Origin of the sequence: Pseudomonas sp. LF-5 (assembly GCF_037626295.1) — a bacterium.
Lineage (GTDB): Bacteria > Pseudomonadota > Gammaproteobacteria > Pseudomonadales > Pseudomonadaceae > Aquipseudomonas > Aquipseudomonas monsensis.
In genome coordinates, this window is sequence record NZ_JARKMT010000001.1 from 219,941 (window position 1) to 235,465 (window position 15,525).

Sequence of the window (15,525 nt, forward strand, 5' to 3'; positions counted from 1 at the left end):
AAAGGTGGCGGCTGTACGCAGGTTAGCGATCCGGGTCACAGAAACCCCGGGTAGACCCGAAGGTCTCCCACGCACAGCCACCATGACATCAAGTGCAGATCGAAAAACTGCAGTTTGAGACTGGGCACTGGTGCGTCTGTAAGTTGTCGGATCGCTAAACCCGATCGCTGATTCGTCAGCGACGGATCCACGATAGAGACCCGGCACAAGGCGCACAAGTCGGCGGATTCTGGCGTAGTTGTAGGCAAAGGCGCAAGGTTCTGTAGCTTGGGAGGTGTGTCTGAAGGTGTTTTTTAAACGCAGTGGTTTAAATGCAAAAAATCGCCGCCTTCGGCATCTCCTACAGAGAACAATGTAAGCGTTACCGAAGGCTGCGATCTCTTTGATTTGTCTGCCGCTACCTAATCAATTCCCCTTCACGCCCTTAACTGGGGAAGGGGGATTTCGTTGATACCGTATGTGCTCAAAGTTTAAACCCCAGGGCGTAGAGATCCCAACCTTGCCCCGTCAAGACCCACTCACGCCGCGAGGGGAAAGAGATATAGAGAGTGAGGGTGTATTCGAGATGAAATAATTGCGAGGTGGCGGGCAGAGGTGACAACTGGACAGGGAAAAACTTTTCTATTTCTTTTGAAATGACAAAAATTGACATCGTGGCATATCCATGAGTTTCCCGCCAAGCCATGGCGTCCTGATGGCTGTGTAGGATGGTAGGCGACCGATGTATCCGCCTGACATCACTCACCGTCACCTGAATCTCCACCACATCCCCACTCGCATCCGCAACGGTAATGGTCGTCGTGCCATTCCCCGTCCCGGAAATCCGTCCGTTGGTTGGGTTGGCAACGGCAATCTCCTCATTGGCGGACGTGTAGGTATAGGGCGGGGTGCCTTGCTGCGGAAATCGGTCTGCGTAGGTGCCGACCGGCGGCGTCGGATTGGCGACCAGAAGCTTCTGCAGTTCTTCCCCGACCGCGATCCAGTTGCGGGCGCTGAGCACCACCGGTGTTTTTTCAATAATCAGCTCGGGCAACGCGGAGACCTTCAGGCTGCGCACGGTCGATGTCTGGCCTGAACCGTACAAGGCCTTGGCGGTGAATGGGTGCTCTGCGACGGTCAGTCCGCTGATCCTGTGGCTCCAGATTCCGCTCAGCGGGTCGGCGCTGGCTTCGCCCTTGTCGGCGGCGCCGTCGAAAATTTGCACCTTCTGACCCGGGGTTGCGCTGCCGGTGAGGATCACGGTGGTGTCACGTGTCGTGCCTCCCTGCGGGATCTCCACGCCTTTGCTGTCTTCGGCCCGGGTGATCACTGGTTGCACGTCGGCGCCTGCCTTGACGGTATAAGAGCGCACCGGAAACCCCACCGCCGTCGCCGCGTTCGCCACCCCGTCAAAATTAACCTTGAGCGTCACCTTCAAGTCACGGCCATCTTTCAAGCCTTTCAGCCAGGCCAGCGGCACCGCCCGGCTCAAGCCTGGCGCACCCGCGCCCACTTCACCGCGAAGGTCGTCGAAGGTCACGGTCTGGTCCTGATTGTCCTTGCCTTCGTACTGCAACCACAGCCGTTCACCTTCGACGTGCGGCCAAGTCGCAACGGTGAGCAGGGCGGTGGGCTGTAAGAACGCCACGTCGAGTTCATTGCCGGTCTTGCCATCAATGACCGGCGTCGGCAAACGTGCATCGCCCTCGGTAATTTTCGACACGCTCAGGTTCAGCTCATGCGATTGGGCAACCTCTGCGTTATTGCGATTCAGGTGCCAGCGAAACACCAGGGGCTTGCCTTGTCGTGCGGTCAGAAAAGCCTGGCTCAACAAGGTGTTGGTGCGTTTATTGGCGTTGAACGACACCAATGGAAACCCTGGTGCACCTGCCGGTGGGTTAACTTCCACCAGCTGCGCTTTATCGCCTGGCAGGTGTTCTAAATACTCGACCTGAATGGTCACACCCTGCGGATAGGCCAGCGCGTCGATCGGGCTCACTGCCTTCAGCAGCACCGGCGGCAACAACTCGATAGCCTCTGAGCCGATGACTTCGGCCACGGCATTTTTCGAAGTGGCGAAGACGTTGCCATTTCTCAGCAATTCGTATTTCGCCCGCACCACACTGCCGGCGATTACTTTGGCGTTGGGCACCATCAGTTTGTAGGTGAAGGGGATCCGCACGACGTCCTGTTCCACACTGTGCAGGGTAACGGTGCCGTTCGCCGAGGTGGCGCTGTAGCTCACGCGGATTTTATCGTTGGGCTGCCACAACGGAGCAAAGGTGTGGACCAATACGGTCAGATCCTTGCCGGCGAGTTTGTCCAGATCAATGGTGCTCGGGTCGTCGCTTGGGTCATCCGGATCCTCGGCCAGATCGGGGGCAACCAGGCGGGTTTCCTTCAGGTTCACATCGACCTCCACCGTGCCGGAGTAGGGCGAATCGGTGTCCGGCCCGTTGCCGAGCTGGTCGGTGACGGTGTAGGAAAAGATGAACTTCGGGTTGTCCCCGGCGCGCAGGAACACCGCTTCCTCGACCATCACGCAGATCCTGGTCGGCTCGGCCGAGGGAGTGGGCGGGGCCTCGGCGGCGGTCACGGTGTGCGTGACATCCTGACCGTTGCAGTTCAATCGGATCTGGTCGTAGGCGCGGCAGTAAGGGTAGGCGAAACACACTTGCACGCCCTGTTTGGCGCGGTCGGCGTCGATGCCGTCGTCGAGCACGTCCTGGGGCAGGATCAGTTGCAGTTCCGAATGGGCGCTATCGCCGGGCGAGCGGTCCTCGATGCCGGGGCGGATGGTGTTGTACAGCAGAGTCAGCTCCGGCGTGGAGGTGCCTTTGTTCTCGCTGATGCGGGTGATGGTGTAAACGAGGGTATTGACGCGATCGGTCAGCAGCAGGCCCTTGGGCAGGTACAGGGTGTGACGGGAATTTTCTTCGCCAGCCAGGACGGTCTTTGTGGCTTCGGTATCGGCGCCGTTGAGCCGTAGCCGAATGACATCGCCTTCTTGCAGCGTGCCAGATTGCGGAGGGTCGACGACGATGGTCAGGCCCATGGGCTTGAGGTCGTAGACATGTTTGGGCACACCATAGACAGCACCGACCACCGGGGTGGTGGCGTCTGGAGCGTGGGGAGGGAATAGCGCCAATATGGTGTTGTCGCTGGATTTGGCTGTGGCCATGTTTACGGCTCCTGGACGGTGGGCGGGCAGGAGTTATCAGAGCGCGTTGTGGGGTAAAGCGCACCTGTCAGATCTGACAGGTGGCGACGAGTGGCAGGTGGGGTGGCGCTTGAAAAGCACAAGATCGCTGCCTTTGGCGGCTCCGTGATTTCTGCAAAAGCCGGTTGAGGGCTTCCCCTCAACCATAGAATCTCCCACAGGGATGTGGGTGTGGACAGGTCAGCATTTGCCATCGTCAAAGATGCTTTCAATCGGCATCTCGAACGCCCGGGCAATTTGAAACGCCAATGGCAGGCTCGGGTCGTACCGCTCGTTTTCGATGGCGTTGATCGTCTGGCGTGAGACGTTCAGACGTTCCGCCAAATCGCCCTGTGACCATTTGCGCTCGGCACGCAGTGCCTTGAGACAGTTTTTCATTGGTAGCGGCGCCGAGCGATTTGCAGGCCGAGAATCCACATCGCGCCCATCACGGGCCACACGCATGTCCACGGAATATGGGGAGCGCCAACGTTTTCCAGAAAGCCGTAACTGAAAGTCACTAGCGCCGACGCGGCGAAAGCAAAGCCCAGCGCTTCAAACTGGATGCGCAAATGCATTTCGTCCATGCGCCGCAGGTTGCGCACGATGGCCCAGCACATCAGTCCCGCCGGAATGACCGGCGTCATTGCGACGGCCGAGCGCAGCACGATAGGGGCGTCCATCAGATATTGCGAGGCAATCAATGATGCCGTCAGCACCAGCATGTAGAGGATTAAGGCCGCGCCCATTTCGAGGTAGAACCGGTTCATGCTTGAACTTCCTATGTAAAAGACCCTTTACATAATTGCTGATGTTTTTTTCGATGTAAAGTACGCTTTCCATCAGGTTGGTAACTTCGACAGGCTCGAACCGGAGGTTTTTTGCGTAGGTCCTGGGTTGGTGTCGCGCGTTCTGGACAGAGTAATGGCCACTCAGTAGCATTCGCGCCCAACGGACTTTCCCTTCTCACGTCGTCCGACGTGGAATGCTCAAGGAATCGACATGCGCGACACCCCCGATGGTCAACGAACGGTCGTGACCCTGGTCAACGGCGAGATTCGCTGTGAAACCCAGATCAGTTTCAGCTCCGTGTCGCTCGTCGATGGCGAGGTGCGGGTGCATACCGCTCAAGGCAATCAACTGGACGTTGCGGTGCCCGGGGCGGACTTTGTTTTGCGTTTTGATCAGGAGGGGGTGCAGCAGATTCCGCTGGCGCAACAGGCGCCGGTTGAAGCGGTGCCTGTCGACGACAGTGTGAAGTTGTTCACCTCGAAAACCGTGTGGATCACTCTCGCACTGTTGTTCTTCGTCGGTTCGGTCTTCGGTTGGCTGGGGTTGGTGGTTGCAGGCGGATACTTCGGTTACCAGTGGCGTCAGGTGGCTAGGCGCAAGAAACAGTTGGCCAAGGCAACCGCAGGTGAAACCGTGACCCGTTCCGGCACGGCGATGTCACGGCAAAGCGTGCGCAACGCCTTGGTCCGCAAGCGTTAAGGCGACGCGCACCGGCAACAAAAAAGGGGCGGTCTGATCAACGATCAGGTCGCCCCTTTTTTGTGAACGCGATGTCAGATCAATGCATCTTGCTGTGATCGTGACCTTCCATGTTGGTCAGTGCGCGAACCGGCGCTTTGACTTCAACGGTTTCTTTCTCGCCCTTGGCGTTTTCCACGGTCAGGGTCAGCGGCACTGTTTCGCCTTCTTTCAACTGACCGTTCAAGCCCATCAGCATCACGTGGTAGCCATTCGGATCAAGCTTGACGGCTTTGCCGGCCGGCAGTTCGATGAATTTCACCGGGCCCATGCTCATGACGTCGTTCTTCATGGTCATTTCGTGGATCTGCACATCCTTGGCCACCGGGGTGGCTACGCTGAGCAGCTTGCTGTCGCTGTCGGTGGTGAGGGTCATGAACGCGCCGCTGGCGGACTGGGTCGGTACGGTCGCACGGACCCAGGCGTCGCTGACGGTGGTCTGTGCCGATGCCTGGAAAGCCAGGCCCAGCAGGGACAGACCGAGTACCGCGCGTTTGATGTGATTCATAACAGGTTGCATCAGCAAACCTCCATAACAGTGAGCAAATCTTCTGTGCATTCTTCTGCCGAAAGCGAGGTGGACAGACCCAGGCGCAAGCCGCCATTGGAGTCGTAAACGTAACTGGTGGCCGTGTGCGAGATGGTATAGGTGTCGCCGGCCGGGACTTTCTCGTAGAACACGTCGAATTCCTTGGCCGTGGCCGCGGTTTCCTCAAGCGTGCCGTACAGCGCAACGAAGGTCGGGTCGAAGGCTTTCATGTAGGCGTCGAGGATTTCCGGGGTGTCGCGCTCGGGATCGAGGGTGATGAAGATCACCTGCAAGCGGTCGCCGTCCTTGCCCATCAGCTTCTTGATTTTCGCCGCACGGGCGAGGGTGGTCGGGCAGACTGCCGGGCACTGGGTGAAGCCGAAGAACACCATCGGCATCATGCCGCGAAAGCTCGACAGCGTCATGGTTTCGCCGTCGGTGTTCTTCAGTTTGAAGGTGCGCCCCATGATCTTGTTACTCAGATCCTTGCCGTACTTGTACGACAGTTGGCCGCGGGTGTCGCAGCCGGCTAGCAGGCCGAGCCCGAGCACGCCCATTCCCGCAAGCACGTTGCGGCGAGTCAACAAAGCCGTCATCTAAATACCGCCTTTTGCAGCCCGTCAGTCGGCAGGACTGGCGGGGGGTTAACCTTAAAAGCGGCGCATGATACCAAACTGAGGGCAGGCGCCGGCCACGGATCGCCGCACCGCTTAGGATCGGGCGACAAAAGGTGTAAGAAAAAGTGACGGGTACTTATTGAATCGTCGCCTCCGAAGCCTGCCAGCCACCGCCCAGCGCGGTGTACAGATTGACCTCCGCCACCAGCTGCGCCAGCCGATCGGTGATCAGGCCTTGTTGCGAACTGAACAGCGAACGCTGGGCATCGAGGAACGTCAGGCTGCTGTCGACACCATTCTGATAACGGTTCTGCGCCAGGTTGTAATAGGTCTGCGTAGCCTCGACCAGATCGCGCTGCGCCTGTAATTGCTGCTGATACGTCGTGCGCGCGGCGAGGCCATCGGCGACTTCCTGAAACGCGGTCTGGATCGACTTTTCGTATTCGGCCACCGCCACGTCTTTTTGCAACTTCGAATAATCCAGGCTCGCGCGCAGGCTGCCGGCATTGAAAATCGGCAGGCTGATCTGTGGCTGAAAGGTCCAGGCGCCGGAGCCGCTGCCGAACAGTCCGGACAGATCGCGACTCGAGGTGCCGGCATTGGCCGTCAGACTGACGCTGGGGAAAAACGCCGCCCGCGCTGCGCCAATGTTGGCGTTGGCCGCCTTGAGTTTGTATTCGGCCTGAAGAATGTCCGGGCGCCGTTGCAGCAGATCCGACGGCAATCCCGCCGGCACTTGCTGCACCAGTTCGCTGGCCAGCGGCCGGGCGGGCAACGACGCCGGCACGGGCGCACCGACCAGCAGCGTCAGGCTGTTCAAGTCCTGCGCCACCTGCCGCTGATAACGCGCCAGATTGGCCCGCGAACTGTCGACGCTGGTTTTCGCCTGCGCCTGTTCCAGCGCCGACGACTTGCCGGCCTCGCGGTTGCGAGTGGTCAGGTGCAGGCTCTGTTCGTCGGCGGCGAGGGTGTCGCGGGTCAGTTCGAGCAACTCCTGATCGGCGCGCCAGGTCAGGTAAGCATTGGCGACGTTGGCCACCAGACTCAACTGCGCACTGCGTCGTGCTTCTTCCGTCGCCAGCCAGCTCTGCAGCGCTTGCTCGCTGAGGCTGCGCACGCGGCCGAAGAAATCCAGTTCATAGGCGCTGATGCCGAGGTTGACCGCGTAGGTCGAGTTGATCAGCGCTTTGCCTTTGGTCACGCTGGAGGGCATACGTTGGCGTGACTCGCTGGCATTGGCCGACACCGCCGGCAGCAGGTCGGCACGCTGGATGCGGTATTGCGCCTGGAAGGCTTCGACGTTCAGCGCGGCCACGCGCAGGTCCCGGTTGTTGACCAGTGCCGACTCGATCAGCTGTTGCAGGGCCGGGTCGTTGAACAGCGTGCGCCAGTCTTCGTTGGGTGTTGCCGGTTGTGTGGCGGTGGGGTATTGCGCGGCGCTCGGCGATGCCGGGCGCTGGTACTCGGGAATCAGGGAACAGCCGCCCAGCAGCATGGCCATGGACAGCAGGGAAAGTCGCAAGGTAGACATCGAACAGCCTCGTGCATGAAAGAGGGGAGATGCTTGCAAGGAAAACGGGGGGTGATGGGCTTGTGTGTTGAGAAAGATCCTGTGCTGAGAACACCCTGTGACGAGGGGATCTATCACCGTCGGGGCGCGTAGCGGCCCCTCTTTTGGACGATAAAAAGCGCGGCCTGCTTTGCCGTCCAGCGGGAATAAATCCCCTCGCCACCTAGGTACTCACGCAGTTCGAAGTCAGGCCCCGGCCATCCATCGCGCCAGCCCATGCCGGCCACTGACCCCGAGTTTGGCCGCCGCCCGTTTGAGGTACGTCTCGATCGAGCTGTTTTTCACCCGCAGTTTCTCGGCGATTTGCGGCACCGTGCCGCCGGTCAGCAAGCCCAGGCAGACTTCCTTTTCGCGTGCCGAAAGGACGACGCCACTCATCGCCAGGCGCTCATCGAACACCAGCGCCAGCGGTGCCTGATCGAGTTCAGCCTGGGGCAGGCGTGGCTGGCGGGCGTGGGTTTGCCGACTGATGTGCGCATGGCGTTCGATCAGCGGCAGCAGGGTGTCCGAAAGGCTTTTGAGAAACGACAGCTCCGGCAGTGAAAACACCCGCCGGGTATGCGGTCGGTAAAACGAAATGACGCAGCGGCGGTTGGACATGCGCGACACCAGATTGCACTGGTGCGCATTGTGTTGCGGGTAGCGAGGTTGCAGCGAGGCTCTGAGCTGGATCAGCAGCGAGTCATTCATCTCGATCATCTTCGGCAACAACGGATGGTCATCGGCCCGTTCGAGCGGGTCGGCCGGCGCACAGGTCTGCGGCAAACCGGCACTGCCCAGCGGCTTGATCTCGACCACGCTGGCCTGACGCTCATCCAGCGTCCACTCGCTGAGGTCGACGCCGTCGACCGGCACCAGCGTGTCGACCAACTGAAACATGTTCGCGGCGAAGTGATCGTCCCCGGTGCTGGCAATCAGCTCACCCAGTTGCCAGTAGAAATGCGGGTTTTCCATATTGCGAATACTGCCGGTCAGATTCATATCCTTGTCATCCCTGGTTCAGAGCCATCACTGAATCGTCTGCCGTCTATGTAAAAGCCGCCCACGCAGTCATTTCTCCTTGAACATGATCTGGAGCGGGATTTAAGCCTATGGATTTGTCCTACGTCTGTAGGGGAAAACAGGGACACAAAGTGCCATCATTTCGGAAAGTTGGCGCCGGGCTTCTGACGGTATCCGGCACAGATGCCACGGCTTTCGTGACTGTTCGGTCACTGCAAAGCCTTGAAAGCCGGGACTATTAAGCTGCGGTGCGAGCATTGCGCTGGCCGATGGCTGCACTGGCTTGTGGCATTTTTCCTACAAGTATTTCAGCGTTTCCTCTCCGAACTTTTAGAAGCTTCCTGCCGGATCAGTGGCAACCGGGGCTGACAGGCCTTGGGAGGGGGCTGGGTTGTCCGGGTTTCACGTGTCATGTCGGCATCGGGGCCGATGCTTGAATAGGCGCAAAATTTCATGAGAAGGACTTTATGCCGCCTATTTCTGCCCCAGCGGTGGACACGCCGTCCGCATCGACCCAGACGTATCCCCTGACCGCAGCGCAGCTGGACATCTGGCTGGATCAGCTGAGTCGCGGCGATTCGCCGCTGTACAACATCGGCGGGTACCTGGAGCTGAGCGGTCCGCTGGATCCGGCACGGATGCAGGCAGCGCTCGAAGGCCTGGTGGCCCGGCATGACGCCCTGCGCACGGTGCTGCTGCCGGGTGCCGGCGTCGATGGCTTGCCGTTGCAGCGGTTTGCCCGCGCATGGCCGGTGCCGATGCCGATTCACGATGTGTCGGCGCAGGCCGACCCGGAGTCGGCGGCGCGGGCATTGGTTCAGGCGCGTATTGATCAGCCCTTCGTGCTGGGCGGCGGCTGCCTGTTCCGTTTTCTGTTGATCCGCCTGGATGATGAGCGCCACTGGCTGTCCGTGCAGGCCCATCACCTGATCATTGATGGCTGGAGCTTCGGCGAAATGTTCAAGTCGCTGGACGATATCTATAACGCGCTGGCGAACGGCCAACCGGCGCCGGCCTCGGCACCGTCCTACCTCGACTTCATCGCCGACGATACGCGCTATCGCGCGTCGCCCCGTTACGCGCTGGACCGCAGGTACTGGCTGGACAAATACCGGCAATTGCCCGAGCCGCTGTTGCTGCCACGCCATCAACCGAGCCGCGCCGGCAAAACCGTTCAGACCCAGGTGTTCACGCAACCCTTGCCGGCGTTGTTGCACGAGCGCATGAAGCAGGTGGCCCGAGGCGCTGGCGCTTCGGCGTTCCATGTGTTGCTGGCGGCGCTGCACGTGTATTTCAGCCGTACGGCGCAGCGTGACGAATGGGTGGTCGGCCTGCCGATTCTCAATCGCGGCGGTGCACGGTTCAAATCCACCCTCGGGCTGTTCGCGCAGATCAGTGCGGTTCACATGGCGTTTGGTCGCCAGCGCACGTTCGGCGAACTGGTCAGGGCGATCCGCGATGAGCTCAGAAAGGATTTTCGCCATCAGCGTTTCCCGGTCAGTGAGATGAACCGCGCCCTGGGCCTGCTGCGTGAGGAGCGCTCGCAGTTGTTCGAGGTGACGGTGTCCTACGAGCAGGGCGCTCACGATTATCGCTACGGTGAGGCGTCGGGGCGGATGATCAAGGCCTCCAACGCGGAGGAGGCCACGCCGCTGGCGGTGCACCTGCTGAGCAATCAGGTCAACGACGACGCGCATTTGTACCTGGTTTACAGCGAGGCGTATTTCAGTGCCGAGGAGATCACGGCCCTGGCCGCACGCTGGCTGTTGATTCTGGAACAAGGGCTGGAGGCGGTGAACTTGCCGGTGGCGGATTTCAGCCTGAGCACGCCTGAGGAAGAGGCGCTGCTGCAACAGTGGAATGCGACGCGAGTGAGCTACCCGGCGGTGAGCACGATCCATCAGCGTTTCCAGGCGCAGGTGGCGCAACGGCCGCAGGCGCTGGCGGCGGTGCAGCAAGGGCAATCGTTGACCTATGCCGAGCTTGATCAACGGGCCAACGCGCTGGCTCATCATCTGCTCGATCTTGGTGTGCGCCCGGATGACCGGGTGGCGATCGTCGCCCGACGCGGTCTCGACACGTTGGTCGGGTTGCTGGCGGTTCTCAAGGCCGGCGCCGCCTATGTGCCGCTCGACCCGGCGCATCCGGCCGAGCGCCTGAGCTATCTGCTGGAGGACAGCGCGCCGCTGGCGGTGCTGACCCAGCGTGGTTTGCGCGGGCATCTGCCGGCGTTGTCGGTGCCGGTGATCGAACTCGATCGCCCGAGCTGGCCGGCCACTGATAGTGACGCGCCAAAGGTGCCCGGACTGACCCCGGCACATCTCGCCTATGTCATTTACACCTCCGGCTCCACCGGCCTGCCCAAAGGGGTGATGGTCGAGCACCGGACCCTGTGCAATCTGGTGGATTGGCACGCTGACGCGTTCGATCTGCAGGCCGGCAGCCAGACCTCGAGCCTCGCCGGGTTCGGTTTCGATGCGATGGCCTGGGAAGTCTGGCCGGCGCTGTGCGTGGGTGCGACCTTGCACCTGGCACCCGCCAGCGAGGGCAGCGAAGACATTGGTGCGCTGCTCGACTGGTGGCGGGCGCAACCCCTGGAGGTGAGTTTCCTGCCAACCCCGATCGCCGAATACGCCTTCAGCCGCCAGCTCGATCATCCGACCTTGCGCACGCTGCTGATCGGTGGCGATCGCCTGCGCCAGCCCCCGCGCCCGCAATCGTTCGCGGTGATCAACAACTACGGCCCGACCGAAGCCACGGTGGTGGCGACCTCGGGGCGCCTCGCCGCCGGGCAGGCGCTGCACATCGGCAAGCCGGTGAGCAACGCCACGGTGTATGTGCTCGATGATCAGCAACAACCGCTGCCGCCAGGCGTGGCCGGCGAGTTGTACGTCGGTGGGGCCGGCGTGGCTCGCGGTTACCTGAACCGTGCGGACCTGAGCGCCGAACGCTTCCTGCGCGATCCGTTCAGCCGCGAAGCGGATGCGCGGATGTATCGCACCGGCGATCTGGCGCGCTGGCGCAACGACGGCACGCTGGAGTATCTGGGGCGTAACGACGATCAGGTGAAAATCCGTGGCGTGCGCATCGAACCGGGGGAAATCGAGAGCGCACTCGCCAGCCATGCGGCGGTGCGCGAAGCCGTAGTGCTGGTGCGCGACGGGCAGTTGTTGGCGTGGTTCACCGAGCAGGCGCCGCTGGACATCAACCAGTTGCACGCGCACCTGAAAAGTCGCCTGAGCAGTGCCATGCTGCCGAGCGCCTACGTGCGTCTACCGGCATTGCCCCTGACCGCCAATGGTAAGGTCGACCGCAAGGCGCTGCCGGCGCCCGGGCCTGAGGACCTGATCCGCCGCGAATATGAAGCGCCGCAAGGCGAGGTTGAAATCGCTCTGGCGCAAATCTGGACGGAAGTGTTGCAAGTCGAACGGGTCGGGCGTCACGACCATTTCTTCGAGTTGGGCGGGCATTCTTTGCTGGCGGTGATACTGATCGAGCGCATGCGTCAGCTCGACTTGAGCAGTGACGTGCGCGTGTTGTTCAGTCAGCCGACCCTCGCCGCACTGGCGGCCTCGGTCGGCAGCGGGCGTGAAGTCGAGGTGCCGGCCAACCGCATCGCTGCCGACTGCACGCACATCACCCCGGCGCTGCTGCCGCTGGTGCAACTGGCCCAGGCGGACATCGAGCGCATCGTCGCCACGGTGCCCGGCGGGGCGGCCAATGTGCAGGACATTTATCCGCTGGCGCCGTTGCAGGAAGGCATCCTCTATCACCACATCACCGCCGCCCAAGGCGATCCGTACCTGCTGCAATCGCAACTGGCGTTCGACAGCCTTGAGCGCGTCGAGGCTTTCGCCGCAGCGCTGCGCGAGGTCATGGCGCGCCACGACATTCTGCGCACGGCGGTGCTCTGGGAGGGCCTGAGCACGCCGGTGCAAGTGGTCTGGCGCGAGGCGATTCTGCCGTTGCAGGAAGTCGAATTCGACCCGGCCAACGGCCCGGTCCTCGAGCAGTTGCATGCGCGCTTCAACGCCCGGCGTTACCGCCTCGACGTCAGTCAGGCGCCGCTGATGCGTCTGGTGTACGCCAAGGATCCGGCGTTGGGCCGGGTAGTGGGGATTCTGCTGTTTCATCACTTGGCGATGGACCACATTGCCCTCGAAGTGATGCGCGGCGAGTTGCAGGCCAGCCTTTGCGGGCAGGTCGTGGAACTGGCGCCGCCGGTGCCGTATCGCAACTACGTGGCGCAGGCGCGCCTGGGTGTCAGCGAGCAGGAGCACGAGACGTTTTTCCGCGAACAACTGGCGGATATCGACGCGCCGACCCTGCCGTTCGGCCTGCAGCAAGTGCAGGGCGATGGTTGCGGCATCGACGAGGCGCAGCAGGCGCTTCCGGCAGAGGTCTATCAGCGTTTGCGCCATCAGGCGCGTCAGGCCGGGGTCAGCGTCGCGAGCCTGATCCATCTGGCGTGGGCGCGGGTGCTGGCAGCGACGTCCGGCCAGTCCAATGTGGTATTCGGCACCGTGCTGATGGGGCGGATGCAGGGCGGCGAGGGCGCCGACCGGGCGTTGGGGGTGTTCATCAACACATTGCCGCTGCGCATCGACGTCGACGCCGGGGTGCTCGACGCTGTGCGCGCCACCCATGCACGACTGACCGCACTGCTCGGGCACGAACATGCGTCGCTGGCGCTGGCCCAGCGTTGCAGCGGAGTCGCCTCACCGGCGCCGCTGTTCAGCGCGCTGCTCAACTACCGGCACAGCGATGAATCGCAACTGCTGGAACCGTCGCGGCAAGCCTGGCAAGGCATCGAAACCCTGGCCAACGAAGAACGCACCAACTATCCGCTGACCCTGAGCGTGGATGATTACGGCAACGGTTTGCGCCTCACCGGCAGGGCCGTGGCGCAGATCGGCGCGCAGCGGATCTGCGGTTATATGCAAGCCGCGCTGAGCGGCCTGGTGCAGGCGTTGGAACAGGCACCGCAACAGCCGCTGAACCGCTTGCCGATCCTGCAGGCCGAGGAGTTGCAACGCTTGCTGATTGCGTTCAACGCCACCGAGGTCGATTGCCCGCTGGAACAGCCGCTGCACGTTTTGTTCGAAGCGCAGGCGCAGCGCAAACCGAACGCTATTGCGCTGCAGAGCGGTGAACGCAGCCTGACGTATCGCCAGCTCAACGAGCACGCCAACCGCCTGGCCCACCACTTGCGCGAACTCGGCGTACAGCCGGATGCGCGGGTGGCGATCTGTGTCGAACGCGGGCTGGATCTGGTGGTCGGTTTGCTCGGCATCCTCAAGGCGGGGGGCGCCTATGTGCCGCTGGACCCGGACTATCCGCTGGAGCGTCTGAATTACATGTTGCAGGACAGCGCGCCGGTTGCCCTGCTGGTGCATGGCGCCACGCGGCAACTGTTGGGCGAGCCGGGGGTGCCGCTGCTCGACCTCGACCGCCGCACGTGGGACCAGCAACCCGCGAGCAATCTGCAGGTGCCCGGTCTCGGCGCCGCGAACCTCGCCTATATGATCTACACCTCGGGTTCTACAGGCCTGCCCAAAGGCGTGATGATCGAACACCGCAGCGCCTGCAACATGGTGCACTGGGGCTCGGTCATTTCGCCGCCAACCGGGCACGGTGCGCTGCTGCAAAAAGCGCCGTTCAGCTTCGACAGTTCGGTGTGGGAGATCTTCTGGCCGCTGTGTTCCGGCATGCGTCTGGTATTGGCCCGACCGGATGGCAACCGTGATTCGGCGTACGTGGTGCAGACCATTCGCCAGCATCAAGTGACGGTGGTCAAGTTCGTCCCGGCGTTGCTGCAGCAGTTCATCGAACAGGACGACGTCGAGCAGTGCACCAGCCTCACTGATGTCCTCAACGGTGGCGGCGAACTCAGCGCGGCACTGGCGCGGCAGGTGCGTGCCCGGTTGCCATGGGTGCGTTTGCACAACGTCTACGGCCCGACCGAAACCACGGTGGACAGCACCGGATGGACGCTGGAGCCGCACCTGCCGGTGCCGGAGAATCTGGTGCCGATCGGCAAGGCGCTGAGCAACACCCGTCTGTACGTACTCGACGCTTACGATCAACCGGTGCCGCAAGGCGTCAGCGGTCAGTTGCACATCGGCGGCGTCGGCGTGGCGCGCGGTTATCACCGATTGCCCGAGATGCAGGCCGAGCGCTTCATCGACAGCCCGTTTGTGCCCGGCGACCGGTTGTACCGCACGGGCGATCTGGTGCGCTACAACCCGCATGGCGAGCTGGAGTTCCTCGGCCGCAACGACTTCCAGATCAAGCTGCGGGGTTTGCGCCTGGAGCCGGGGGAAATCGAGGCGCGGCTGATCGAACATCCAGCGATCCGTGAAGCGCTGGTGATGGTGCGCGACGAGCGTCTGGTGGCCTGGTACACCGTGCGCTGCGGTGCAGAAGCACCGGGGCTGGAGACCTTGCGCACCCATGTGCTGGCGCGGCTGCCCGAATACATGGTGCCGGGAGCCTTTGTACGGCTCGACGCTTTGCCGCTGACGCCAAACGACAAGATCGACCGGAAAGCCTTACCGGAACCGGGGGCGGACGCGCTGATCAACCGGCCTTACGTGGCGCCCGAGGGAGAGGTCGAAACCACGCTGGCACGGATCTGGGCCGAGGTGCTCGGCGTCCATCAGATCGGGCGGCATGACAACTTCTTCGAGCTCGGCGGACATTCGTTACTCGCTGTAAGCCTGGTGGCGCGCATGCGCCAGAACGGTTTGCACACCGATGCCCGGGCGCTGTTCAGTCAGCCGACGCTGGCCGCGCTGGCGCTCAGCACCACGCGAGAGGCGCAGCAAGTGGTCATCCCGAAAACCACCATCCCGAGCCTCAACCGCAAACGCCGGCTCTAGTCCGGCGCCGTTCACTACGGCTGACATCGAACCTGTGGCGAGGGCGCTTGCTCCCTCGCCACAGGTATTCGGCAACTCGTCGGCAGGGAAGGTGGCTTGTCCCCGCTTCCCATGTCAGCCCCCCATGCCCCGATGTTTTAGTTTTTCCAGGCTGCGCGCAGTTCGCACGGACTCGCGGCTGCGCGCTCATTTTTCTCGTATTTACAGCAGGTTATCCC

8 protein-coding genes and 2 pseudogenes are annotated in these 15,525 nt (G+C 62.0%); 3 read left to right on the forward strand and 7 right to left on the reverse strand.

Going from position 1 to position 15,525, the window contains the following annotated elements; all coding sequences use genetic code 11:
• Positions 1-463: 463 nt before the first annotated feature.
• The 3 genes from PseuLF5_RS01110 to PseuLF5_RS01120 all read right to left on the reverse strand — a co-directional run bounded on the left by PseuLF5_RS01110 (position 464) and on the right by PseuLF5_RS01120 (position 3,948).
• Entirely contained in the window at positions 464-3,160 is a 2,697-nt protein-coding gene (locus PseuLF5_RS01110; protein ID WP_340132717.1) for a hypothetical protein, read from the reverse strand.
• 219 nt (positions 3,161-3,379) lie between these two features.
• Entirely contained in the window at positions 3,380-3,577 is a 198-nt protein-coding gene (locus PseuLF5_RS01115; RefSeq protein WP_340132718.1) for a helix-turn-helix transcriptional regulator, read from the reverse strand.
• Complete coding sequence (locus PseuLF5_RS01120) at positions 3,574-3,948, reverse strand: hypothetical protein (RefSeq protein WP_123462828.1); 375 nt, start codon at positions 3,946-3,948, stop codon at positions 3,574-3,576. The genes PseuLF5_RS01115 and PseuLF5_RS01120 overlap by 4 nt, the downstream gene beginning before the upstream one ends.
• A 232-nt stretch (positions 3,949-4,180) precedes the next feature.
• Between PseuLF5_RS01120 and PseuLF5_RS01125 the strand changes: the two genes are divergently transcribed.
• Complete coding sequence (locus PseuLF5_RS01125) at positions 4,181-4,669, forward strand: hypothetical protein (RefSeq protein ID WP_340132719.1); 489 nt, start codon at positions 4,181-4,183, stop codon at positions 4,667-4,669.
• 79 nt (positions 4,670-4,748) lie between these two features.
• On the opposite strand, the gene PseuLF5_RS01130 is transcribed toward PseuLF5_RS01125, so the two are convergent.
• From PseuLF5_RS01130 to PseuLF5_RS01145, 4 genes are all read right to left on the reverse strand, one after another.
• Positions 4,749-5,228: a copper chaperone PCu(A)C gene (locus PseuLF5_RS01130; protein WP_123462832.1), complete on the reverse strand. Its 480-nt coding sequence runs from the start codon at positions 5,226-5,228 to the stop codon at positions 4,749-4,751.
• On the reverse strand, positions 5,228-5,833 hold the full coding sequence (locus PseuLF5_RS01135) for an SCO family protein (protein WP_123462834.1): 606 nt from the start codon (positions 5,831-5,833) through the stop codon (positions 5,228-5,230). Before PseuLF5_RS01135 ends, PseuLF5_RS01130 begins: the two co-directional genes overlap by 1 nt.
• Positions 5,834-5,990: 157 nt before the next feature.
• Positions 5,991-7,385 (reverse strand): efflux transporter outer membrane subunit, encoded by a 1,395-nt coding sequence (locus PseuLF5_RS01140; protein ID WP_123462836.1) that lies wholly within the window; start codon positions 7,383-7,385, stop codon positions 5,991-5,993.
• Positions 7,386-7,610: 225 nt separating this feature from the next.
• Positions 7,611-8,405, reverse strand: a complete 795-nt coding sequence (locus tag PseuLF5_RS01145) for a helix-turn-helix transcriptional regulator (RefSeq protein ID WP_222832682.1) — start codon at positions 8,403-8,405, stop codon at positions 7,611-7,613.
• 488 nt (positions 8,406-8,893) lie between these two features.
• Here PseuLF5_RS01145 and PseuLF5_RS28095 point away from each other — a divergent pair.
• Positions 8,894-10,216: pseudogene (locus PseuLF5_RS28095) on the forward strand (condensation domain-containing protein); the annotation flags it as partial.
• A gap of 90 nt (positions 10,217-10,306) precedes the next feature.
• Positions 10,307-15,307 (forward strand): annotated as a pseudogene (locus tag PseuLF5_RS01150) (amino acid adenylation domain-containing protein); the annotation flags it as partial.
• Positions 15,308-15,525: the final 218 nt, after the last annotated feature.